The 23,652-nt window shown below is 35.8% G+C and carries 27 protein-coding genes; 16 read left to right on the plus strand and 11 right to left on the minus strand.

The genetic code is table 11. The annotated features are described in order from the left end of the window. Positions 1-58 precede the first annotated feature (58 nt). Together PGOND44_RS10995 and PGOND44_RS11000 are read right to left on the minus strand one after the other, a co-directional pair. Positions 59-778: a DUF6090 family protein gene (locus PGOND44_RS10995; RefSeq protein WP_040556082.1), complete on the minus strand. Its 720-nt coding sequence runs from the start codon at positions 776-778 to the stop codon at positions 59-61. Between the two features lie 498 nt (positions 779-1,276). Then, entirely contained in the window at positions 1,277-1,771 is a 495-nt protein-coding gene (locus PGOND44_RS11000) for a WG repeat-containing protein (protein ID WP_003441744.1), read from the minus strand. A gap of 661 nt (positions 1,772-2,432) precedes the next feature. Here PGOND44_RS11000 and PGOND44_RS11005 point away from each other — a divergent pair. Then, positions 2,433-3,245 carry a T9SS type A sorting domain-containing protein gene (locus tag PGOND44_RS11005; protein ID WP_003441746.1) on the plus strand — a complete coding sequence of 271 codons (813 nt, stop codon included), beginning with the start codon at positions 2,433-2,435 and terminating at the stop codon, positions 3,243-3,245. 596 nt (positions 3,246-3,841) lie between these two features. Here the strand turns inward: PGOND44_RS11005 and PGOND44_RS11015 are convergent. Then, positions 3,842-4,378: a 1-acyl-sn-glycerol-3-phosphate acyltransferase gene (locus PGOND44_RS11015; RefSeq protein ID WP_003441751.1), complete on the minus strand. Its 537-nt coding sequence runs from the start codon at positions 4,376-4,378 to the stop codon at positions 3,842-3,844. A gap of 798 nt (positions 4,379-5,176) precedes the next feature. Then, positions 5,177-5,896 (minus strand): SDR family NAD(P)-dependent oxidoreductase, encoded by a 720-nt coding sequence (locus tag PGOND44_RS11020; RefSeq protein ID WP_003441756.1) that lies wholly within the window; start codon positions 5,894-5,896, stop codon positions 5,177-5,179. 288 nt (positions 5,897-6,184) lie between these two features. Here PGOND44_RS11020 and PGOND44_RS11025 point away from each other — a divergent pair, with 288 nt between their 5' ends. From PGOND44_RS11025 to PGOND44_RS11095, 15 genes are all read left to right on the plus strand, one after another. Then, the gene (locus PGOND44_RS11025) at positions 6,185-8,173 is read left to right on the plus strand and encodes a lectin-like domain-containing protein (protein ID WP_236611988.1); all 1,989 of its coding nucleotides are present in this window, start codon (positions 6,185-6,187) and stop codon (positions 8,171-8,173) included. A gap of 118 nt (positions 8,174-8,291) precedes the next feature. Then, positions 8,292-8,819 (plus strand): inosine/xanthosine triphosphatase, encoded by a 528-nt coding sequence (gene yjjX, locus PGOND44_RS11030; protein WP_003441760.1) that lies wholly within the window; start codon positions 8,292-8,294, stop codon positions 8,817-8,819. Positions 8,820-9,031: 212 nt separating this feature from the next. Beyond that, complete coding sequence (locus PGOND44_RS11035; protein ID WP_003441762.1) at positions 9,032-10,525, plus strand: sodium/proline symporter; 1,494 nt, start codon at positions 9,032-9,034, stop codon at positions 10,523-10,525. A gap of 189 nt (positions 10,526-10,714) precedes the next feature. Then, on the plus strand, positions 10,715-11,761 hold the full coding sequence (locus PGOND44_RS11040) for a glycoside hydrolase family 26 protein (RefSeq protein ID WP_003441765.1): 1,047 nt from the start codon (positions 10,715-10,717) through the stop codon (positions 11,759-11,761). A 352-nt stretch (positions 11,762-12,113) separates the two neighbouring features. Continuing rightward, positions 12,114-12,554, plus strand: coding sequence for an RrF2 family transcriptional regulator (locus PGOND44_RS11045; RefSeq protein WP_003441769.1), 441 nt, complete (start codon positions 12,114-12,116; stop codon positions 12,552-12,554). Positions 12,555-12,566: 12 nt separating this feature from the next. Then, entirely contained in the window at positions 12,567-12,890 is a 324-nt protein-coding gene (locus PGOND44_RS11050) for a hypothetical protein (RefSeq protein WP_003441770.1), read from the plus strand. A gap of 3 nt (positions 12,891-12,893) precedes the next feature. Beyond that, on the plus strand, positions 12,894-13,169 hold the full coding sequence (locus PGOND44_RS11055) for a hypothetical protein (RefSeq protein ID WP_003441771.1): 276 nt from the start codon (positions 12,894-12,896) through the stop codon (positions 13,167-13,169). Positions 13,170-13,240: 71 nt separating this feature from the next. After that, a complete protein-coding gene (locus PGOND44_RS11060; protein WP_003441772.1) occupies positions 13,241-15,022 on the plus strand; it encodes a cbb3-type cytochrome c oxidase subunit I in 1,782 nt (593 codons plus the stop codon). A 10-nt stretch (positions 15,023-15,032) separates the two neighbouring features. Continuing rightward, positions 15,033-16,034 carry a cbb3-type cytochrome c oxidase subunit II gene (locus PGOND44_RS11065; RefSeq protein ID WP_003441773.1) on the plus strand — a complete coding sequence of 334 codons (1,002 nt, stop codon included), beginning with the start codon at positions 15,033-15,035 and terminating at the stop codon, positions 16,032-16,034. Between the two features lie 2 nt (positions 16,035-16,036). Beyond that, positions 16,037-16,267 carry a hexameric tyrosine-coordinated heme protein gene (locus tag PGOND44_RS11070; RefSeq protein WP_003441774.1) on the plus strand — a complete coding sequence of 77 codons (231 nt, stop codon included), beginning with the start codon at positions 16,037-16,039 and terminating at the stop codon, positions 16,265-16,267. Beyond that, entirely contained in the window at positions 16,257-16,529 is a 273-nt protein-coding gene (locus tag PGOND44_RS11075) for a hypothetical protein (protein ID WP_003441777.1), read from the plus strand. Before PGOND44_RS11070 ends, PGOND44_RS11075 begins: the two co-directional genes overlap by 11 nt. Next, complete coding sequence (locus PGOND44_RS11080; RefSeq protein ID WP_003441780.1) at positions 16,529-16,951, plus strand: hypothetical protein; 423 nt, start codon at positions 16,529-16,531, stop codon at positions 16,949-16,951. Before PGOND44_RS11075 ends, PGOND44_RS11080 begins: the two co-directional genes overlap by 1 nt. Next, the gene (locus tag PGOND44_RS11085) at positions 16,952-17,332 is read left to right on the plus strand and encodes a group III truncated hemoglobin (protein ID WP_003441782.1); all 381 of its coding nucleotides are present in this window, start codon (positions 16,952-16,954) and stop codon (positions 17,330-17,332) included. Beyond that, positions 17,329-17,670, plus strand: coding sequence for a cupin domain-containing protein (locus PGOND44_RS11090; RefSeq protein WP_003441783.1), 342 nt, complete (start codon positions 17,329-17,331; stop codon positions 17,668-17,670). The genes PGOND44_RS11085 and PGOND44_RS11090 overlap by 4 nt, the downstream gene beginning before the upstream one ends. Positions 17,671-17,682: 12 nt before the next feature. Further along, entirely contained in the window at positions 17,683-18,126 is a 444-nt protein-coding gene (locus PGOND44_RS11095; RefSeq protein WP_003441785.1) for a hypothetical protein, read from the plus strand. A gap of 249 nt (positions 18,127-18,375) precedes the next feature. On the opposite strand, the gene PGOND44_RS11100 is transcribed toward PGOND44_RS11095, so the two are convergent. From PGOND44_RS11100 to PGOND44_RS11125, 7 genes are all read right to left on the minus strand, one after another. Further along, entirely contained in the window at positions 18,376-19,197 is an 822-nt protein-coding gene (locus tag PGOND44_RS11100; RefSeq protein ID WP_040556086.1) for a universal stress protein, read from the minus strand. Between the two features lie 11 nt (positions 19,198-19,208). Further along, positions 19,209-19,598: a hypothetical protein gene (locus PGOND44_RS11105; RefSeq protein WP_003441796.1), complete on the minus strand. Its 390-nt coding sequence runs from the start codon at positions 19,596-19,598 to the stop codon at positions 19,209-19,211. A gap of 13 nt (positions 19,599-19,611) precedes the next feature. Beyond that, complete coding sequence (locus PGOND44_RS11110) at positions 19,612-20,034, minus strand: hypothetical protein (protein WP_003441799.1); 423 nt, start codon at positions 20,032-20,034, stop codon at positions 19,612-19,614. Between the two features lie 9 nt (positions 20,035-20,043). Beyond that, positions 20,044-20,463, minus strand: coding sequence for a GreA/GreB family elongation factor (locus PGOND44_RS11115; RefSeq protein ID WP_003441802.1), 420 nt, complete (start codon positions 20,461-20,463; stop codon positions 20,044-20,046). Positions 20,464-20,488: 25 nt separating this feature from the next. Further along, positions 20,489-21,790, minus strand: a complete 1,302-nt coding sequence (locus PGOND44_RS11120; RefSeq protein WP_003441805.1) for a Glu/Leu/Phe/Val family dehydrogenase — start codon at positions 21,788-21,790, stop codon at positions 20,489-20,491. A gap of 32 nt (positions 21,791-21,822) precedes the next feature. After that, positions 21,823-22,008, minus strand: coding sequence for a hypothetical protein (locus PGOND44_RS15575; RefSeq protein WP_155943828.1), 186 nt, complete (start codon positions 22,006-22,008; stop codon positions 21,823-21,825). 314 nt (positions 22,009-22,322) lie between these two features. Continuing rightward, positions 22,323-23,651 (minus strand): sigma-54-dependent transcriptional regulator, encoded by a 1,329-nt coding sequence (locus tag PGOND44_RS11125; protein ID WP_003441809.1) that lies wholly within the window; start codon positions 23,649-23,651, stop codon positions 22,323-22,325. Position 23,652 lies beyond the last annotated feature (1 nt).

The following is a 23,652-nucleotide window of genomic DNA, read 5'->3' on the forward strand; positions in this document are numbered from 1 at the left end:
TGCTTTCGTTATTTTAATTCCTAAGTTGCTTTAACAAATGATTGAAACAACTTATCATTTAGTTTATTGTATGAGGAAAAGAACTCTCAATATCAGCAATAACCGCATCGATTTTAACCAAAAGTGAGTCTGCTCTAGGCAACAAACTTGTATATCCTGCTTTTTTTGTAAACACAATACCTTGAAAAGCAAGCATTAATTTATTCTTGTCAAAACTTTCCCATAATAATTCATTTTCCTTATTTGAATACAAGGAATTGTCCATAGGCATAGGATATTGAAATGAATATTCACTTAGATTGTTTCTGTAAAACTCACCAACACTTTCCTGTGTTTTTGTTAAATCGTTCATTCTGAAACTTATATTGATCATCTGGATAGAAAGATTGTCTGGTACTAATCTCAATTGATTGTTCGAAACTAGTGAGATGTACGTATCATTCTTTAATTCCGTGAATGCATAGTAAATTGGTGAAAACTCGTATAATGCAATTTTTTTAAGTGTATCAGATAATAAAACCGAAGAGTTCAATCGTTCCGTTATTTGATTTATAAATTTTAAATCTTTTTCCATTGCCAGTTTTCTACGCTCTAAATAGACGGCATTGTTTCTTAAATCTTTTATATAATTAAGGATTATGTCATCCGTGAGATTCTTTTCAATTCTTGCTTCATTCCAGTTATTCACTTGAAGTGCTAGTAAAATACCAATCATTACCAACGCAATTTCTCCAATTGCGTATATCAGGTATTTGCTGAACTTATTTTCAGTCAGCATTTTTTGTCTAATTTTTCTAAAGAATTTAAGCATTGGTTAGCGGTTTGTGGTAATGAAGCACAACATCCCTATAAACCCTATTCAAATCTCAGTATAGGGTATATATCTATTTAGGACGTTGTTTTATTTTATTTTAATCTAAAGTAATACTTTCATACATAGTATCCAATGGACTTTTTATCAACCACTAAAACTCAAGCATATCATCCAGCGTTTAATCGTAAAGCCATTGAATTATGGGTTTACCTTCTTTAAGGGTTTAGATGAATTGATTTTTAAGTAGCTAATCAGTTAAGGCCTTCTATATCAGCTTTAGAAATGATTGTTTTTAAAGCTCTTTCCTTTAAAACATTCAAAAATAGAATTTGATATAAACAATTTAAGAATCAACCTTGATAAGGGTCAACTTTTTATTCTTGTTTGTACGATCAGAAAGTGATTTTGAAATCTGGCTGAAGGAAATTTGAAGTGGATTTCTTAAATAGGAAACATCTAAAACTATGTTTTGACTTTTTTTAAAAAATATGACATTACATTTCCCTCTTTGTTGATGATGACTTCAAAATATTTATAATACACCACATTTTTTCCAAGAGCGGTATTTTCCCCAGCTGTTTCTTTAATTAATTTTAATGCGATAGCCTTTTTATCTTTAAAATTGCTAGCATTTAAAAATTGTGGCTCAATAACTGATTCGCCTAAAGTGTTTATATAACCAAAATATACAATACCATCCTTTTCTTTTTCTATTAAGCACAGACCGTCTCTAAAAATAGGATAGGTTGCATAGTCAAATACTGTGCTTACTAAATCGCTTCTATAGTCGATAACAATGCTACCATCGGTGTCAATAATCGCCCACTGATCTCCTTTTTGGATAGCGGCTAAATCTTCATGAAATGGAGAAATGTAATCTAAATTTTCCAGTGTTTGAGATACCCCTAGAAAAGGTAAACTGAAGATGATGAAACTTATGAATTTGATTTTTCCCATGATTTAAATATTTTAAGAATTATATCCTAAATATACTAGCCTACATAAGGTTTTGAAATGATATTCGTCATGCTTAATATCAAAACTGATCATTTACTTCAAAAGGCAATAGTTAATTAGTTATAAAGGAAGGGGGCTTGTTGAGTTGAAATTATACTACAAATAGGATAATGACTCGATTGAAAAATCAGTTGAAAGTCATTTCAACGTTCACTAAGATAAAGATCAACTTGACTCCCATACAGTCAGCAAGGATCTTCTTCACCCAAAAGTCAATTCTGATGTGGAAGAGATTTTGGATAAGGTAGAGTATAGGGAGTTGGAAGTTTAGGTTGAAAAAAGCCAGATAAACCTTTTGTAAATAAATCAATGGCTCCGTCAGCGGAAATCAATAGCCAAGTTTAAAAGCCATTGATGAGATGTTGAAAATTTGGTTGATAAATTTTAAATGCGAGAATTTACTCTGCGATTACATCTCAAAGCCATTCAATCCAACAATCAATTTTCTTACATTCTTTTAGCACCAATTGTTTATCTCTTCTTTCAAGCATCTAAGTGTAGGCGGCTTTCATACTTTTTGATCAAGTCCATCGGTTAAAAATACACATCTTAAGTACAATCGTTTTTTTGTAACTTACTTGCTAATTAAAACACAAGATTTATGAAAAAAATTACTCTAGCACTTGCACTATTAACTTTTAGTGTTCAGGCCCAAGACTTCCCTTTACCGTATTGTGAGATTACAGATGCTAACGAGGTTTTTGTGGAAGAAATAACATCAGTTGATTTTGCAGGAACCAGCATTTCAAATACAAATTTGGGCAATGTTTTAATCGATGAAACAGCAAATGTGGTAAATATAGCTCAAGACGAAACCTATACGATAGAAGTTTCCGGTAATACATATGGTAATTTTGACAATGATATTGTTGCGTTTATTGATTGGAACCAGAATAACGTCTTAGACGATACAGGTGAAATTTACGAAATAGGGACACTTACCAACTCCACAGGTAGCGATGGGGTTTCAGTTTCTTTTGCTATTACTGTCCCAACGGATGCGGTATTAGGCACAACACGGATTAGACTCACAAAAACATATCAAGATGTTGATTCTCCTGCCGAAATAAACCCTTGTGGTATACAATTCAATCCTTTTGGACAAGGAGTTTTTCCAGGCTATGGACAAGCTTTAGATTTTACCTTACAGATAGATACATCTTTAAATATTGGTGAGTTCGACGTTAGTGACTTAGTCGTATATCCAATGCCAGCAAAAGATGTTTTAAATATATCCTATAAATCTTCAATAAATAATATAAAGATTTATAACCTTTTAGGGCAAGAAGTGTATTCCAAAAATACCAATTCAGATAGTTTACAACTAGACTTAGCCTCGCTTACTGTTGGCAGTTATATTGTAAAATTATTTACGGAACAAGTTCAACATAGCTTTAAAATTATAAAGCAGTAGAAGTCGTTGAATAACAACATAAGATTAGTATTTAAAACGGAGACACGAAATATCGTGTCTCCGTTTTTTGTTTTTGAAACCCCCGAAAGTGGTGGTTAGAAAAAGCTGTAATTTTTTATTTTTTTTATAAAGTAGAGAATATAAGACTTTCAATACACTACCAACTCTAAAACGATTAGCTATATGTTTAAAAAATATAAAATTTTCGTAAAATAGCTTGTGCATTAATTCATTTACTACATTTATAAACTTAAAACTATACTAGCATGGCAAAATCTCAAGATTCAAAGAAAAATGTAAAAAAAGAGGCAGCACTAACCCCTAAAGAAAAAAAGGCAGCAAAATTGGCTAAAAAAGCAAAGCGCACCTAAAGGTTTAATCGCTTATAATAAAACACTTTTTTTGTGAATCGAAAGATGAAATCAATCCATTTCCAAGGCTTGACTCACCTTTTATTTTCACGATACTTAAGGTAAGAACATTGGCTTTCTTATTGATCAAACAATAGTCTTGCATAGAAAGATCTTGTCGTGACTGAGTGTCGGGGTAGGGTGAGAACTTATAACGCACGTCCGCTTCAACTGTAAGCTTATAAATCAAGTGTATTCTGGAACCTTACCGACTACCCCCACATAAAACTTCTGTAACTCTTTTAAATCCTTTTTATAATCCCCTGTCGTGTAAAAGGGTTCTGAAATCTTGACCGTCTTTGTAGAGTAATCGAAGGCTACAGCAGTAATTGGGACTTTTGCATCTTGAGCGATGTAGTAAAATCCACTCTTCCATTTTTCTACCTTTTTTCTTGTTCCTTCTGGAGCTATAGAGAGATGAAATTCTTCTTTAGCGTTGAACATACTTACAATCTGTTCCACTTTATTTTGCTTAGAGGACCGTTCGATGGGAACTCCACCCATCCACTTGAAATACCAACCCAATGGAGAATCAAAAAGCTCCTTTTTGCCCACAAAACTAATGGGCACTTTTAAAATATTCCTTGTGAATACACCAACAAAGAAATCATGCCAGCTCGTGTGAGGGAGGACTATAACTACAGTCTTTGGGGTGTCTTTATAAAATTGCCCCTTAATTGACCAACCTAAAAGAGTTTGAAATATAAATTTGGCTAATAGCATTGTAAAGTAGTAAAGTTGTTATGGTAATTAATTTTCTATAATCCTGTATATCTTCCACATTGCATGTGGTGTTATTTTTGTAAAAATACACCTCAAATCGATTATTATTATAATTCATAGAATAAATTCTTTACTTGCTATCTTCTATTCAAGTCTTCATTACAACCAACTTAAACTTCAGGGCGATATCCAATAAATTGAAAACTAAATTGTCCATCAAAAAAACAACTATAAATTCAGTTTATAAATCTATAAGCCCAGAAGGATATTATTAAAAAATAATAGAGAAAAGAGATATTTTTAGCTCAGTTTTTTGATTCGACTTATATGTCTCAGGCATATCTAAAAGGCTTTATTCCAACCCAGAGGGTGACTAAAGAAACGAATAGGTAAGGCGTTTCACTTTGTAAGTAAAGTGACTTTACGAACGTCTTAGTCTTATATGTCTCAGTCTATGAGTTTTCTAGCTCTTTCTTTTTATTGTATCCAATGCGCCCAGCAACAGCTGAAATTAATAACATGACTGGCATTGCCAACTTCCAGTGGGGACAAGAAAAATAGGCGCAAATCATAAGCCCAAAAGCTAGCCCGCTTACCCAAAAAAGTATGATGTGAAGTTTAAGCATAAAATATAAACTAAATTTTAAAGGCGTTTCCCTAAAAACAAAATGTCAATGCGTTTATCGGCTTTAGCTTATGGGAATCATTGTAAAATAAACATTTCAAATAAAAGTCTGATTATAAAAGTATTTAAATTATAAGTTAATAAATCTACTGAAGAAAAAGCTCTTTTCTACTTCAACTCTTCTTAAAATCTTCACTATTTAAATTGTGATCAATGGCTAAAAAAAGTTGACCATTAGGACCCTCATTTTCGATTAAAACTGGAGCAAGTGCTCCTGGTAAAACCTCTTCTACAGCATAATCAGCACTTGAACCCCCTAAATCAGTTCGCAACCAACTAGGATCCAGCCTATTTATTCTCACACCTGTGTTTTCGAGCTTTACGGCAATATCATCAGTAAGTTTATTAACAGCCCACTTTGAAGCACCATAAGGGGCAAGTTCGGGCTGATCTTCTATTCCAGAAGTAAGATTGACTACACGTCCGAAACCATTTTCTATCATTATTGGAATGAACGCCGAAGACAATTTATACATTGCATAGACATTGACTTTAAAACTAGTCATCCAATCCTCAAAACTATGGCTCCAAAAGTCATGACGATAAGGAGACATGATCGCTGCATTATTGTATAAAATATCAACACTGATTTTAAGGTCTTTTACCTGTTCTATCAAGTCATCTAATTGTGACTCATCAGATAATTCTCCATAGACACAGTGAGCGTTTACTTTAAACTTTTCCAACATCTTGAGGGTTTTAGAACAACTTTCTGGGGATCTTCCATGTATGATAATGTTGCAACCTAAATTTGCCAATCCTAGGGCGACTTGTTGGCCTATTCCTCGACTTGATCCTGTTATGAGGGCGTTCCTATTTTTTACCTGAATCATAATAATTTTTAAGTGAAAATTTAATTAATCAGAATTTAAGCTAACGTTAAAAGCTCAAAATTCTTTTATATTCTGTAATATATGTAATGTAATGAATCCCATAATGTCTCTTACCTTGAAAAGTCACAATTTCAACGATGTGATATCTCAGCATTGCTTTTTCGAACTACTAATTGATTGCACTGTTTTTACGATTTTTGCACAGCTATTTTAAATGTAATATATTGTTAGGCTATTCATAAAAGTAAACCCTTGCACTTAAAGTCTTACCTTTCTCTGTTAATTATATTGTGCTGTGTTAGTCAGGCCGATGCACAGTTGAATGCACAAGTCACTGGTGATGCGATCGACCAAGGTAATAATTGCTACACTATCACTAAAGACCAAGAGTTTCAAGTTGGCGGGGTATGGTATAACAACCCTATTGATTTTGATACAGATTTTACTATTTTCTATCAAAATAATTTTGGGTTTAGAGATTTTGACGGAGCAGACGGTATGGCCTTAGTATTTAAGGATAATCCTACTCCCATTTTAGGGGATCCAGGAGGAGGTTTGGGCTATTCAGGCATAACTCCTTCTTTGACTATTGAATTTGATACTTTCCAGAATACCGACTTTGGCGATCCTGTTGGTGATCATATCTCAATAATGCGCAATGGAAATCCCGATCATAATTCAGGTGATAATTTAGGAGGACCTGTTTTGGCTAATGGGACAAATCAAAATATAGAAGATGGTATTGCACATGAAGTAAGAATCGAGTGGGATGCCTTTACCAACACCTTAAGTGTATTTTTTGATTGTCTGTTGCGCCTTACCTTCACTGCTGATGTGAAAAACACTATTTTCTCAGGTGATGATACAGTTTTCTTCGGTTTTGTGGGCTCTACAGGAGGTAATACTAATATCCATGAGGTATGTTTTAATCGGGTCTCTTTTGTGGATAATCTACAACTGGATGATGAGGTTATTTGTGAAAATGGAGCTGTCCAAGTAGATGCTAGTATTCCTAGCGGATTTACCTACAGTTGGACTCCTACTAATGGGGTAAGTGATCCAAATAGTCCAAATCCAGTCTTGTCGCCTGCCGCAACTACAATCTATACAGTGACTATTAGCGATGTTTGTGGAGAAACGACCACAGAAGAATTAACGGTTACAGTAAAACCATTCATCACTACGGAACCTGTTTTTAATCCTGTTCCGCCCATCTGCCAGGGGGACTCCTTAAATCCGTTACCCACAACATCAATGGATGGGATTACTGGAACATGGTCACCTGAATTGAATAATTCTATAACTACGACTTATACATTTATGCCTTTAACTTCGGAATGTGCGCCTGAAACCACTCTGGTTATTGAGGTTATTCCTTCTGAGATTCCTATCTTCACTCCTGTTGATCCCGTTTGTCCTGGTGAGTTTTTAGCAGATTTACCTATAACTTCAAACAATGGTATTACGGGGACTTGGACACCCGGTATAAATAATATGGTAACGACAGTCTACACCTTCACACCAGACTTAGGACAAGGTTGTGCGACGCTTACAACGCTTGAAATTCTTATAACCGATCCCGATATTCCCACATTTAATCCCATTGATCCTATTTGTGTAGGAGAAACCCTCGAAGAATTGCCCACCACTTCCAATGAAGGGATTACGGGATCCTGGTCACCGGCATTAAATAATAGGGTCACCACCTTCTATTCATTTGAGCCAAATCCTGGTCAGTGTGCTTCTGATAACGTAAGCCTAGAAATTCAAGTCATTCCTATAAGCCAACTTTCTATAGATATCGATCTTAGTTCAGAAGCGTTTAGTGAAAACCAAGTTGCAGTCATTAATGTTTTTGGAGGAACAGGTGCTTATGAGTTTCAGTTGAATAATGGCGATTGGGTAGAAGAGAATACCTTTAGTCAGCTTCAAGGTTGTGAAGAATATGAAATAAGAGTTCGTGAAATTTCAGGCTGCAGTAATATCGCGATTGAGAACTTCCGAGTTTTAGATTATCCTAAGTTTTTTACACCTAATGGGGATTCTAGAAATGACAGTTGGAATATTGAGTGCTTAAAAGATCAAGTAGGTGCAAGGATTAGTATTTATGATCGCTATGGTAAATTGCTAGCTTCTATAAACCCAAGTCGTTTGGGCTGGGATGGTACTTACAACGGCGCTTTTATGCCAACAAATGACTATTGGTTTAGAGTGGAATACCTCAACAAGGAAGGCCAGCCAAAAGTCTTTACTTCAAATTTCACCCTAAAGCGCTAATCGGACCTAAGCCGTATTGCTTTTCGAGACTCAAGTTTGATTTTCATCGCGTTTAGTTGCAAACGAAAGAACAAAAGAGATAAATTTTAAGTAGTTTCATCTTTAAATCGGCACAATTATGAAAAAGGTCATCATCGCTTCAAAGAATCCCGTCAAAATCCAATCCGTTAAAAATGGATTTGAAAAAATGTTCCCTGACCAAGAATTTGAATTTAAAGGAGTTTCAACGCCTTCCGGTGTTGCCGATCAACCTTTTAGCAATAGCGAAACTTTTCTCGGAGCCAAAAATAGAGCAAATACTATTTTTACGAAATTTGAAGACGCCGATTTTCATGTTGGAATTGAGGGTGGAATAGAACATTTTGAAAATGAAATGGAAGCTTTTGCATGGGTCTTCATCATATCTAAGGAGAAGTGTGGAAAAGCGAGAACAGGAACTTTTTTTCTTCCCAATGAAGTAGTTAAGCTCATAAAAGAGGGGAAAGAACTCGGGGATGCCGATGATATCGTTTTTAACCGTCGTAACTCCAAACAAGAGAATGGGGCTGTAGGAATTTTGACAGGAGATGTTATCGACAGGACCAAGTATTATACAGAAGCGGTAATTTTAGCCCTTATTCCATTTAAGAATGTGGATTTGTATTAGAGATTTTTGTCTTTTTATAACTTACTTTCCTATGTTCATTGCACCATTAGACTCTCCTTGCTTCAGTCATCGAGATCTATAACAAGACCTAATCAGTTTTGTAATTGGATGAGGTTTGGCTCTGTTTTTTTTGAAAAACTCGTTATATCTCTCTGGTTTTACATCACAAAACAATAGTTTAGAGTGATTTTTAAAGAAATAATAAGAAAACAATGATCACAAAACTTATCGTCCTATCCGTTTATGTCGCTATTCTATTTTTAATCGGAATACTCGCTTCACGGAGAGTTAATAGTATGAGCGATTACTATCTAGGAGGTAAAAAAATGGGCTTTTGGGCGGTTGCTTTTTCGGCTAGAGCAACCGGTGAATCTGGATGGCTATTAATAGGTCTTACGGGAATGGGAGCCATTGCTGGATATTCTGGTTATTGGGTGGTTGCCGGTGAAGTCCTCGGTGTTTTTCTGTCTTGGCAGTTTATGGCCAAAAAATTCAAAAGGAGAACAGACGACTACAATTCTATTACCATTCCTGACTATCTCCAAAGTCATTTCAAATCTTCTACCAATACGCTCCGAATTTTATCGGCCTCTATTCTAGTGGTTTTCGTCGTCATTTACGTCGCCTCCCAAATGGATGTTACAGGAATTGCATTCGAATCCATGCTCAATATTGACTATCGAATTGGCGCCTTAGTCGGTTTTGGCATTGTTCTTCTCTACATTTTCATTGGTGGCTTTGTGGCTGCAGTTTGGTCGGATATGTTTCAGGGTATTTTAATGTTTTTTGGCTTGGTTTTAATCCCCATTGTGGTTTGGTTTTCCATGGACCATGGTGCTGGAGTTACTGAAGGCTTAAATGCAATTGACCCCACTCTCACTCAAATAATGGGCAGAAGTGAAGACGGATGGATGAACTTCTTTACAATTCTTGGTTTCTCTATGATTGGTTTGGGCTTCTTAGGATCACCTCAAGTTTATGTTCGCTTTATGTCTATTGAAAGTGAGAAAGAGATAGATAAAGGGAAGTGGGTAGCCTTGCTTTTTACGCTCTTAACCGATGCTGCAGCAGTAACGATAGGTATTCTAGCCCGAATTTATTTTACTAAAGAAGGGCAAGACCCTGAAGCCATATTGGGAACTGGCGGCGAAGATGTTTTGAGCATGATCACCCATGAGTTTTTACCCACCATTCTAGTAGCGATCTTTATTGCTATTGTGCTTTCAGCCATTATGTCGACTATCGACTCTCTTCTCATTCTGGCCTCTAGTGCCGTGACTCGCGATTTCTATCAGAAAATATTCAGACCAGATTTAAAAGATAAAGACTTAACGAAACTTTCAAGACTCGTTACTGTTGCCATGGCCATGGCTGCCCTTGGCATCGCTATTTTATTATATAACCTGTATCCGGACAGACAGGTTTTCTGGATTATGATTTTTGGATGGTCTGGAATTGCTGCTACGTTCTGCCCTGTCATTATTCTATCCCTTTTCTGGAAAGGCTATTCAGAACAAGGCGCGATTGTTTCTATGATTACCGGGTTTGTCTCAGTGATTCTATTCAAATTTGTATTTGCCAATTTGGAAGGAATAGGACCCTATTTTCAAGAATTAGATGTTCTGGCACCCTCTTTTGCGTTGGCAATGATGGCAGGATATATCGCTTCAAAAATATATCCTCCCAAGCCTAGTCATGTCACATAGAAGGCTCCTCATGAAAGGCTCTTCATGAAAGGCTTCCAAGTGATGAAAATTAAAAACCGAAGATTCTATTGTGGACTTTATAATGTGATATAAACATATAATCACAGTGGTTTACCTAAAATATTTACAGCTAAACGTGTATTATTGTTTAATATAATGAGTTGCGACGGATATTGACCCTACTGAGAAATGAAATTCAAAAGCTTTATTCTTACTATTCTGTTTTTTTGTTTTATTTCTAATGCGCAAAAGTTTGAACCAGAAGATGGTAAATGCCTGGTTTTTATTGGACAAGATTTAGAGGCAACCGGCGGTTTAAATGATTATAACGAAGGATATACAGATTTCTTTGATACTCCAGCAGGAGTAAGCCTATATACAAACTTATCCCCTGGAAATGAATCCTATGGACACTACAATAAAGGACTAGATGGAATTACAACCAAAGCCAATTGGGGTGCTGGGGATTCTTGGGCTAATCTATATTTACAAGATTCTACTTATCAAAATAGTGCTATTGCCATTGGATTGTCTTTTGTAAATAATGAAAGAAACGTTTCTAAAGGAAAGCATGATTCCTTATTTGAAGATCTTGCTGGTTGGATTAAACTTTCAAAACGACCGGTATTTTTAAGAATTGGATATGAGTTTGATGGTTGGGATTTGAATCATTATAAAAAGAAGCATTATTTGAATGCTTGGAAAAGAATTCACTCAATTTTCAAAAATTTGCAAGTAGATAATGTCGCCTTTGTATGGCAATCTAAAGGAACAGGGTCTGACCAAAAGACTCTAGAAGAATGCTACCCTGGTGATGATCTTGTAGATTGGCGCGCATATTCTTACTTTGGACAACCAGACCAAGAAATGCTCATTTTTGCAAGAAAACATAATAAACCTGTATTTATTTCAGAAGCAACACCTGTAAGACAAATAGATAATTTGTACTTTAATAGTGATTTGAAAAATAAAAAATTAGAAAAGAAAATATGGAAGGAATGGTTTGAACCTTTTTTCAAGATCATAAATGAGAACTCAGACGTAATCAAAGCCTTTAGTTACATAAATTCAGATTGGTATTCCCAACCTATGTGGGTTACTAACCCAACATTCAATAAAGTGGACTCTAGAATACAAGTAAGTACATATGTTTCTCGGAAATGGAAAGAAGAAATGGAAAAATCACAATACCTGAAAGCATCTGATGTATTATGGGATAAAACAGATAAAAACTAAGCCTTTCCCTGGTTTTTTCTAAAAATAATCGACACTTTTATTTAGAGTTGGGCGAGTGGTGACTTTTGAAATAAAATAATTCCGCGGGTTCTAGCCCGCAACTAAATAGTAATGCTAATCAGCAAGTTTACGGATGCTTAGCAAGAATTAAAATTCCATGCCATCTCCTCCTATGGTATTGAAGGCTTTTGAATCATCCCTTTTGAAGTTCACAACAGTCATAAATAGAAGTCTTAGGCCTTAAGGAAAATGAAGCGCAAAATGACAATAAAAGTGGTTATATAAAATTAACTCGGATAACTTTATCCGAGTTTAAAAATAATAGTATATTTACATTCTATAAATACAAAGAATGTTTTCTAAAAGTTGTGAATACGGAATAAAAGCTACACTCTTCATTGCGCAAAAATCGCAATGGGGAGAACGCGTTAGTTTAAAAGAAATCGCCACAGCGATAGATTCTCCTATTGCATTTACAGCGAAGATTTTACAAGTGCTTGCCAAGGCAAATATTATCACCTCTACCAAAGGTCTCCGTGGCGGTTATCAAATAGAGAAAGAACGTTTACCTAAGATTAATCTTAGACAAATAGTGGAAGCTATAGATGGGAATAGCCTGTTTCAAGGTTGTGCTTTAGGTCTCAACAAGTGTAATGCTAAAGAACCTTGCCCTTTGCACGATCAATTCGTAGCTATAAGAGATGAACTTAGTGTGGCACTTTCATCCTCCAATTTACTGGACGTGGCGATGGATCTTAATCTAGGCATATCAGTACTCAAAAGACAACGGTAAATCGAAAATATCATGAAACGGAAAAATTACGATACGGTGACTGAAGCTGTGGCTGACTTAAAAAAACTTGGCTATACCATTGATTTTTCAATATTAACTGAAAAGGAATGCCTTATTTGTCACTCAACAGCAACCGAATTGTCACCAGAGGATTTTGAAATTGACCAATTCTACAGATTTGAAGGGGAGAGCGATCCAGGTGATCAAATGATTGTTTATGCCATTTCCTCAAATAAAAATAATGTCAAAGGAGTTGTAGTAAACGCTTATGGAATTTATGCTGATAATGAGTCTTCGGCAATAGTAAAAAAGTTAAATACGAATCCAATTCAATAAATTATGGATATATTTAATAACATAATTCACTATTTCAAAAACAAAAGCGACACAGATGAAGGGTCTTCACCAACAGGCACTTGTCCTGTTTGTTGGGGATACCAGGAGTATGATAAAAAAATTAAAGAAGTAATTGAAGACAAGCAAATAGATATTAATAATCATAAAGACAGTTATATGATTATTCAAGAATTTATGAAACACCATATCGACGGAGTGAAATTGAAAGAAGGTAAAGTCACAAAATGTCCAAGCTGTTCGACAGATAATCTTAGGTAGATAACCTAAACTATCGAAGCTTCAAAAAAAATTAAAGTAAAATCAGATAAAAAGGTCTTTATATCCAAATTATGAAAAATAATTTATTACTTATTCTTCAAACCTCAGAGATTACATCAGAAAATTGGCTTTCGAGTCCAGGCGTTATTGGAACCATCGTCCTAATATTCATCGTCCTTTTTTTAGGAATATTTATTTTTATAAAGCGCCTCAATAGATATGTGGATGTTTTAGAAGATAATAAAAAGGACTTATCAGAAGAAGACTTTGAAAGACGACTCATCAACCTCGATAAGGCGGAAGTTGATCATATTCTAAAAGCGCGTCAGCAGGGTTTTAAAGATGAAGAAAAACCAGCAGATACTGTTGAAGCCCCTTCAAAATATAGCGGATTTATTAAAAAAATTATAGATCCTGAAAATCCATTATTTGACGAGAAAGCACGATCCACAACCCAAATAAAAATTTCAAAAGAACTTAAACAAATCATTGTCTGGTACTTGGGTGCAGGGATATTCTGGTTAGTTTTTGGAACCTTAGTAGGACAATATTTAGGGATGAAGTTTATCTGGCCAGACCTGGACAAGATCAGTTGGTTGTCGTTTGGTAGGCTACGTCCCGTGCATACAAATACTGTATTTTGGGGCTGGGCATCCTTGGCTATGGTAGGATTGGGGCATTACGTTGTGTCAAGAACATCCAATCGAGAAATCTTTAATTATAAATGGTCTAAAATTGCTTTCTGGTTAATCAATTCTTGCGTCTTTATAGGTAATATTTTTTTAATGGCAGGCATCAATAATGGTGGTGGAGAATACAGAGAATACATTTGGCCAATTATGGCGCTATTTGCTATTGGGCTTATCATTATCTTTTTCAATTTTTATAAAACCGTTGCAACACGAAAAATTTCAGAGATATACATATCCAACTGGTTTATTCTTGCATCGCTTATTTGGACGATTGTACTTGCCATTATTGGTTACTTCCCCAGCTACCAAGATGGTTTGGGAGAAACCGTCATCCAAGGCTATTATATGCACCAAGGTGTTGGGATGTGGTTTATGACCTTCACGTTGGGACTGGTTTATTATTTTCTACCATCAGCTCTAAACAAACCTATTTATTCCTATTCGCTGGGAGTGCTAGCATTCTGGACGCAAATGTTGTTTTATACTCTCATAGGAACACACCATTTTGTATTTAGTCCCCTGCCATGGTGGTTACAAACGGTTGCTATCGTATTCAGTGCGGGAATGTTTATCCCCGTATTTGCAGGTACGACTAACTTTCTTATGACCATGCGTGGCAGTTGGAATCATATATCGAAAAGCTATGTGCTTCCCTTCTTCTTGGTAGGTGTTGTATTCTACTTTGTCGGTTCGGTACAAGGAAGTTTCCAGGCGTTCCGATTTACGAACTACCTATGGCATTTTACAGATTTTAATGTAGCGCACTCGCATATGACGATGTACGGTATCATTACCTTTTTAATGTGGGCGTGTATTTACGCACTGCTTCCAAAAATAACAGGTAAAGAACCACCTCAAAATCTTGTAGGAGCTCATTTTTGGTTAGCATTTATTGGACTCATCGCTTATATGGTTTCCCTAATGGTTGGAGGAACATTGAAAGGATTAAGCTGGATTGAAGGCAATCCCTTTATAGAATCTGTTATACTAATGGAGAATTATTGGGTATGGCGTGCCGTAGGTGGTACTCTTATGTTTATATCGCATATCATTTTCGCCTATAATTTCTACCTGATGGTAAGAAAGAAAAAAAAGGTTAAGCATTCCTTCCTACCGGACAGGCAGGCGCAAAAAGAAACCTTAAATACACAATCAAATTAATTGTTAGCAAATGTTGAACTTACATAAAGACCATAAAAATCTCGTACTTATCGCTTTTAGTGTTTTTGTGGCACTTAGCATAGGGGTTGCAATTATACCTGCATACCAGATGCAAGAGTATGAGCCTATTCCAGGACAAAAGGACTTAACTAATTCTGAAAGAAAAGGTCTCGGGATTTATGTTTCTGAAAATTGTGTGGCCTGTCATACACAACAAGTGAGAAATATAGAAATGGATGCCGTTTGGGGCGATAGGCCCTCATTACCTTCAGATTATTTTTACAGCAAACAACGAATGGGTATTTGGAGGCAATCCCCATCGCTATTGGGAAGTGAACGGACAGGACCTGATCTTACAGACATTGGAAATAGGCAACCGAGTGACCAATGGCATTTATTGCATCTTTATAACCCAAGGTTAGTTGTAGAGGCTTCTATAATGCCAAGATATTCTTGGTTGTTTAGAAAAACAGATACCACAGCTATACAAGATGGCGATATTACCTTACCACGTGGCAATACACAAATGGAAGGTAGTGAAGTTATGGTTGCAAAAGAAGATGCTTTACACCTTGTAGCTTATTTAAAAAGTTTAAAGCAATTTTCTTTTGAAGATGCATCCCCTACAGAATTTATACCTGCCTTACCTAAAAAAGAGGGTAGCAATGCAACATCAACAAAATCAGAGCAATCTATGGGTGCCAATTTATACCAAAATAACTGTGCAGCCTGTCATCAAGGAAACGGACGTGGTGTGAAAGGTGCTTTTCCACCCCTTAATGGGAGCCTTATCGTTAATGATGAAAATCCAGAAATGCTCATCAAGATTATTTTAATGGGCTATGATGCGCGACAAGAATATGGAATGATGCCAGCGCTCGCAGACAATTTAACCGATGAAGAAATTAAGGCAATAGTAGATTACGAAAGATCCAGCTGGGGGAATAGCGCTCCAAAAGTACCAAAAGAAATCATTACCAGATTGAGAGATTCAATTTCAAATTTACCATAAGGATGGAGATAGATTTTTTAGATAACTTACAGAGTAGCTTTCTGGCCAAAGGCAGAAAACTTGCATTTAGCAAAAAATCAATTGTGAATATGCAGGCCTGCACCAATATCCTTAAAGAATCATGGTCGGAATATATAGGAGATACAACACGACTTGAAGCATTTTCTCTGCCTTTAGTGATAGAGTTTAAAACCATTGTTCACTCAAATAATTATAGAAAAAATGAAATATAAACTGTTTACAATTCTAGCTCTACTCATAAGTGCAGTAGGCCTCGCCTGTCCTGTTTGCGAATCTAAACAGCCTAAAGGGTTTGAGAACATTACCCACGGCGAAGGACCCGAGGGAGATATTGATTATATTATAATGTTGACTGCGGTAGTAATTGTGGGATACACGCTTATAATGAGTATAAAGTATCTCGTAAAACCAAAGGAAAAGAATGAAAACCACATCAAAAATTTGGTTCTAAACGAAGAAAATCTTTCAGACTAATGGAGAATAAAAGAAAAGTAACCGTGTTTCTGGATGACGAGAAAGTACCTTTTGGCGTGTTTGAGCCACCAGCGCAATTGGTGCTAGATACTACCAAGATTGCCGATGGTAAACACGAATTAAAAATAAAGGCTGTTTCTTCCAACGGTATTGAAGGCGTGCGTATCATCCCTTTTGAAGTACGGAATGGACCAGAAATTGCGGTGGTTGGCCTTAAGGAAAATGAAATCATAGAATCGAATACAGTAATAACCGTAAATGCCTATGGAAGCGAAACTTCAGAATCCTTTATCATTCGTGGTTCGGAAACCCCAAAGGCAGTTCCCTCTTGGGTTTGGGCGTGTATTATAGCCTTCGTGGGCTTTGCTATCTTTTATTTTATAACCCATTGGACGATGGATACTTATAAATCATTTTTTTAGATGAACGACATTACAAACAGAAAGGATATAGAATTAATGGTAGATACTTTCTATGGTTCAGTTCGGGAAGATGATCTTTTGGGTCCTATATTTAATAGGGTGATAAGAAATAATTGGCCCAAACATCTGGATACTATGTACCGCTTTTGGCAAACAGTGCTTTTACACGAATTTGCTTATAAAGGATCGCCCTTTGTCCCACATAGAAAATTACCAGTTGAAGCCCATCATTTTGAGCGCTGGATATATCATTTCAATTCTTCCATGGATGAGAATTTTGCTGGCAAAATAGCTGAAGAAGCAAAACTGAGAGCTCAGAAAATGGCTGAAATGTTTATGTACAAATTGAATACTAACAGTAACAAAAAAAGAAATACATGAAAACCGCATCACTTACAGAGAATCTTGTTTACAACGAAAAAAAACCTAGTATATCTATTTTGATAGAGACAGAAACCTCTAAAGAAATCCGGATTATTTTCAAAAAGGGCCAATTGATGAAAGAACACAAAACACCGTTCCCAATTGTTGTTGAGGTTTTTAAAGGCGCCATAGATTTTGGTGTTAATGGCACTAAACATCACCTCAAAGCTGGAAATCTTATCGCGTTGCAAGGTGGAGTTCCACATGATTTAATTGCCACAGAGGAAAGTACAGTTAGGTTATCTCTTTCTAAAAAAGATAAGCTTGAACGTGTCCAAAATGTTGAAACGTCTTAAATAGAGTATAATATGTCTTTTAGTCAAAGAGTAGGGGTTACCATACCAATCTTGTGGCTTGGCTTTGTGCTTTCTATTTCATTTATGGAAGCTTGGCTTAAGTTTCAAGCAGAAGGTGTTACACAGGTTATTGGGCTGAGTATTGGAAGGCTGGTCTTTGGTGTATTGAATAAAGTAGAGCTATTTTTTATGATAGCTCTTCTTTTTTCAACCTTAAAAGCTTACGGATTTAAAATAAATAAAACCTTAAAAACTATATTGATTTCGTTGTTGGTTATTTTGCTAGCGCAGACCTTTTATTTACTGCCTATGCTAGATCAACGAGCAGTAATGATAATCGATGGCACAATACCTGATTCAACATATTTGCATTTTTATTATGTTTTTTTAGAACTGCTTAAAGTTATATTATTAGCCATTTTTTCACATCAAATGTTATCCAAATACAAAGGGTGATACTAAATAAATTGGGCTGAAAGAAAATAAATAGTGAAGGATCTAGGATACGAAATCCAATCCATCAGTTTACCTACAAAACTTTAAAACAACTCCTATAAAGTTTAAGTCTATAATGTTTCCATTTCGAGTAATTATTAAAAAATAGGAGAGGGAACCAAACAATTGAGTAAAATAATAAGCAAAACACCTAAGAAAGCTAGGAGTAGGTAAAACTTAAGGTCTTTTATTTTATCCATTTTTAAAATGTTAAGTTCGTGAAGTTAAACTTGATTGATGCCTTAGGCTTTTCATCCAAGATTGGGTTAAACCATATTTTGTCCAAAAATTAGACTTTCTTTCTGCTATAGTTATGATATAATCTGAATGACTCTTGATAAAACTTTTTAAGCTTGAAGAAGCCCCAGAATATTGAATGGAAACTGGATACTTAGTGAAGGTTTGAATTTGAGAGTAGACCTTATTTTGATTTACCTTTTGAGTTTGTGTCATTTTGTCCTTACTAAAAAGGGAGACAATTTTAATGCTCCGACCAGCGGTGTTTGCCCAGGCATAACAATTCTTGAGTTTGCTTTTTAAAAGTTCAACCTCAAAACTAGAAGCCAGTACAAATTTTTGAGGTTTTTGTAGATGAGCAGACGTGGGTATAATCATCACAGGACATTCAGTGATGTTCTGGACGATACGCTTTGTATGGTCACTATTTCCTTTAGATTGGTCCTTTCCTAAAAGGACTACCAAATCTATGTCAAGATTTTCTATGGTTTTTCGCAGTCCTTCAATAAGGTATGTGTTTTTTGAAATAGTATTGAAATGGTGATTTTTGAGGTTGCTTTCGCCTCTGTATTTTTTGAGTATAGCTTTCAAATTCATTTCAGAATTGTACCTTGGTTTTTCAAACCAGTCGTCATCAGCCTGAAGAAGGTCTAGTGCATTTAGCCCCTCTATATTGTAAGTATATGAGTTCGAAAAATAAAAGTGGCATTCCTCTTGTTCAAAAAGAGTAATAGCATAATCCATAGCGCTTTCATTACTGAATTCAAAGTCCAAAGGGATCAAAATATTTTTCATTTTCCAAGGTTTCAATTCCGTTTATAGGCTGTTAATAATCTATAGATCGCTTTCCTTAGCTGATAGAAATTCTGCATTAATTCAGTATAAATAACTCGCTTCTTTTCATGTTCTTTTGCACGGGTTACATCGTATATTCTTTTTCCAAATTCATATTCATTATCCAATTCTTGCTCATATTTACAAAGAGTCCCCATAACTAAAGTGTTCTTTCTTCTTATTCCCATAAGAGCGGACTCTATATCTCTATCTTTTAATAACTGCTTTTCTATCAATTTCAATTGAGACAATTTATCATTTAGGACAGTAAGAGTATCGATCCACTGGGTGAGTTCGATGAGGTCTTTTTTGATACAGAGTCTTCTATGAATATCCTCTCTATATGATAAATCGATTTCCAAAAATAAACTCCCCTCAAGAGGGTTTTTTTAGCAAAGTAAATTGGCCTTGTACTTTATTAAAAAACTCATCTTTTAATCGTCTGTATTTATCCAGGTGATACAAATAACCTCTTCTGTAACTTTCGTGTTCGCTTATGTAAATCATATCGCACTGCATGTCTTCACATTCTATGATATCTCGCCTTGCACTCATATATTTTTGAAGAGCGCTAAGTAAAGCATCATTTTCTAAAGCTTTCTTTTGAAATTTTTCAAATATACTTTCATCATCCAGTTTACCATTCAAATCGTTGGAGCAAAGCCCAATAAGATTGGCCAGCTCTTTTTTGATATACTTCAAGTGATTGATCCAATTTTCCAATTCAATGGTATTGATTTTATGAGTCACATCCACCTCGGTATCGTGATTATATATTTCTGTTTCTAAAGGTTCCATTTTCAATTTTTATATGGGGATTTCAATTTTTTTATGAGTAAGATCCTGAGTTACAGCTACAATTTTAAGATGTTGTTTGCCCGAAGGAAAATCCCACACTATAGAATCTCCTTCAGAATACCCAAAAAGAGCAGCGCCCATAGGGGTGAGAATAGAGATTTTATTTTGCTTAAAATCTTTCTCTGAAGGGATAACAAGTTGTATTGTCCTTTCCCAGCCATTTTCGGAAGACACCCTTATTTTGCTATTAAAGCGTATAACGTCCTTAGGGATTTTAGCATCATCAACTATTTCAGCATTTTTCAATTCTTCGCTAAATCGTCTAAGAGAGTTTTGTATTTCAACATCTTCGGCATATCCCGAGATGTTGAGTATGCGCTTCAAATACACATACTCTTTTTTCTCTAATATTAAACTACCATATTTCATGCTAATTTCTATTTTAATTATGTTATCAAGGAAAAATACCTCTTTGTATATAGGCCTTTTCTATTCTTTTAATGGCGATACAATAAGCTGCAGTTCGGAAATCCATTGCTTCTTTTTCTGAATATTCGTAAACTTTATTAAATGATTCGAGTAGCTTTTTATCCAGCTTTGGCATCACTTCATCAAGTTGCCAAAATTCACCGTTTCTGTTTTGTAGCCATTCAAAATAGCTTGCTACAACACCTCCAGAGTTACATAAGATGTCAGGTATAATGGTGACACCACGTTCTATTAGTATTTTTTCTCCATCTACATCGGTAGGGCCGTTTGCGCCTTCAGCAACTAATGTAGCCTTAACTGTCATTGCATTGTCTTTGGTAATCTGTCCACCAAGCGCAGCTGGGATACAGATATCACATTCAGTTCCAAAAAACTCATCTTTATTTGAAGCTTCGGCATCTGGAAAATTAACTAAGCTACCGTTGTTCGATTCTGTGTAATTGAAAAGATCTTCAACTTTAATTCCATTTTGGTTTTCAATACTGCCAAAAGCATCTTGAACTGCAACTAATTTCGCACCTTCTCCTTCTAAAAAGTGAGAGGCCCAGTAGCCTACATTTCCAAAGCCTTGGACGATAAACGTCTTTCCTTCTAGGGTTTCATTTTTGCGTTCAAACCAAAATTTAATAGTGAGGAAAACGCCGTATCCTGTTGCTCGATCACGTCCTTCAAGACCGCCACTCCCATCTGGTTTTCCAGTGACTACGTGCTGGTTTGCAGTTCGTTCTGCTGGTGGTCGCGTACTCATATAAGTATCTGCAATCCATGCCATAGTTTGGCTATTGGTGTTTACATCTGGCGCAGGGATATCGTGTTCTGGTCCTATGTTGTCTGCCAATGCAAAAGTGAATCTTCGCGTAATTCGTTCTAGCTCAGATTGTGAATATTTAGAAGGATCTATCTGGATACCGCCTTTTCCTCCACCGTAAGGAAGTCCTGCCAAAGAGGTTTTCCAAGTCATCCACATAGCTAGAGCTTTTGCTGCATCAATATCTACCGTTGGGTGGTAGCGCAATCCTCCTTTGTAAGGTCCCAATGCATTATTGTGCTGTACTCTGTATCCTGTAAAGATTTCCATATCACCGTTATCCATTTTTACAGGGAAGTGAACAATAATTTCGTTATTTGTGATTTTTAATATTTTACGGATATTGGGGTTTAAATTGATTCGATCTGCAGCAGTGTTAAACTGCGCCATCACGTTATCCATTACACCTCTTTTGGATTTAGCTTTTTCTCTAGGTAATTCAGTGGTCATTGTTGTCATAATAAGTTTCCTTTTGTCAATGTGTTTTTGGTTTAAGTATACGCTATTTCTAGCTTGGGTTCTGTTCCCTTCTGTTCTCTTGGCCTGTTCTCAGAAGAGTGGTCGGTTTTCTTTTCATCAAACTCGCTGCAAGCCCAAACTTGATTTTTATGCTTAGTTAGAACACACGTACTTTGGTGTGAACAGGTTGGGCAAATATTGAATTGATTCTGACTCATAGTATATTGTTATTATTTCATATACTTAAAAGCAAGGGGTATGCCACTAGATATTCAATTACTAGCTAGTGTGCGAAAGCCCCTGTTGATAAAAGTCTTAACGATTTTATAAGAGTTCATCAGAAAATCGAGACTGGTGCAAAATGACCCGGGTGAGAAGAATTGTGTCGATAAGGATTAATCAGTAATTGAAGAATGTTGTTGTTTACGAGCCTTTTGTCTTTTGGTGAGTTTTGCTGATTACATTGTAATCTACTTGAAAAGAGAAAGTTTACACTAAAAATAATTTTGATTAAAGAAATGATTTAAAAGTGCTAATCTTCTAGCTTTAGCCTCAACGTTTTTCGGTCAATACCTAAAATATCTGCTGCCTTTGTTTTATTATTATTTGAAGCATTTAATACTTTTTGGATGTAGCGTTTCTCCATTTCTTTGAGAGGGACCAATTCATCTTTCGGAAATTTAATAGTAAATTTTAAAGCATCTGGCAGGTGCTCTACTTCAACAAGTTTGTCGCACATAATTACGGCATGTTGAATTACGTTTTCCAATTCTCTAATATTTCCTGGCCAATCATAACGTTGTAAAATAGCTGAGGCTTCTGGACTTATCTTCATAAAACGATCTTTATACTCTACTCCATACTTAAACAAGAATTTTTCAACCAGTAACGGAATGTCTTCTTTTCGCTCTCTTAGGGGAGCTACGTTTATTTCGACTACTGTAAGACGGTAATACAAATCCTCTCTAAAGCTCTCTTTGCGTATCATATCCTTTAGATTGCTATTGGTCGCTGCAATAACACGCACATCAACTTTCTCGGCTTTTTGAGCACCTATTTTTACGACTTCTTTTTCTTGAAGTACGCGTAACAAGCGAGCTTGAACAGAAGGTGAAGCATTGCCTATTTCGTCTAAAAAAATAGTGCCACCATGGGCGGCTTGAAAGAAGCCATCTCGTGATTTATCGGCACCGGTAAACGCCCCTTTGGTATAGCCAAACAACTCTGAGTCGAGAAGGTTTTCAGGAATCCCTCCACAATTCACAGCTATAAAAGGCGCTCTAGAAAATTTGCCTTGGTAATGAATGGCTCTGGCTACAAGTTCTTTTCCAGTTCCACTTTCGCCCTTTATAAATATGGTTGCTTTGTTGTTTTTTACGCGCTCTATAGTCTGGATAATCGTATTTATTTTTTCTGAATTGCCTATGATCTCTCCGTAAGCTTTATTTTTTTGAGATTCTGAAGACGGTAAGTCAGTATCAACAGTTTTTTTATTCTGAAGAGATTTTTGAACAGCCGTGCTTAATTCACTCTTGGTAAAGGGCTTGGTGAGATAGTCGACAACTCCCGACTTTATGGCGGCCAAAGAATCTTGGACCGATGGATACCCCGTCACAATTAATTTAGGGATTTCAGGATAGTGCTCCGAAATAAATTTTATGAGCTCAAAGCCATCAACTTCAGGCATCTTTAAATCTGTGATGAGTAAGTCAATTTTTGTATCGCGTAAAATCTGTACGGCTTCCTTTACAGAAACTGCTTTGAAGGTGTGGTAGTTCCATGACTGTAAATGGCGTTGAAGTAGCTCTAAGATATTGATGTCGTCATCAACAATAAGTATATTTTCCTTTTGCAATTGCATT

The sequence above is a fragment of the Psychroflexus gondwanensis ACAM 44 genome (assembly GCF_000355905.1).
Classification (GTDB): domain Bacteria; phylum Bacteroidota; class Bacteroidia; order Flavobacteriales; family Flavobacteriaceae; genus Psychroflexus; species Psychroflexus gondwanensis.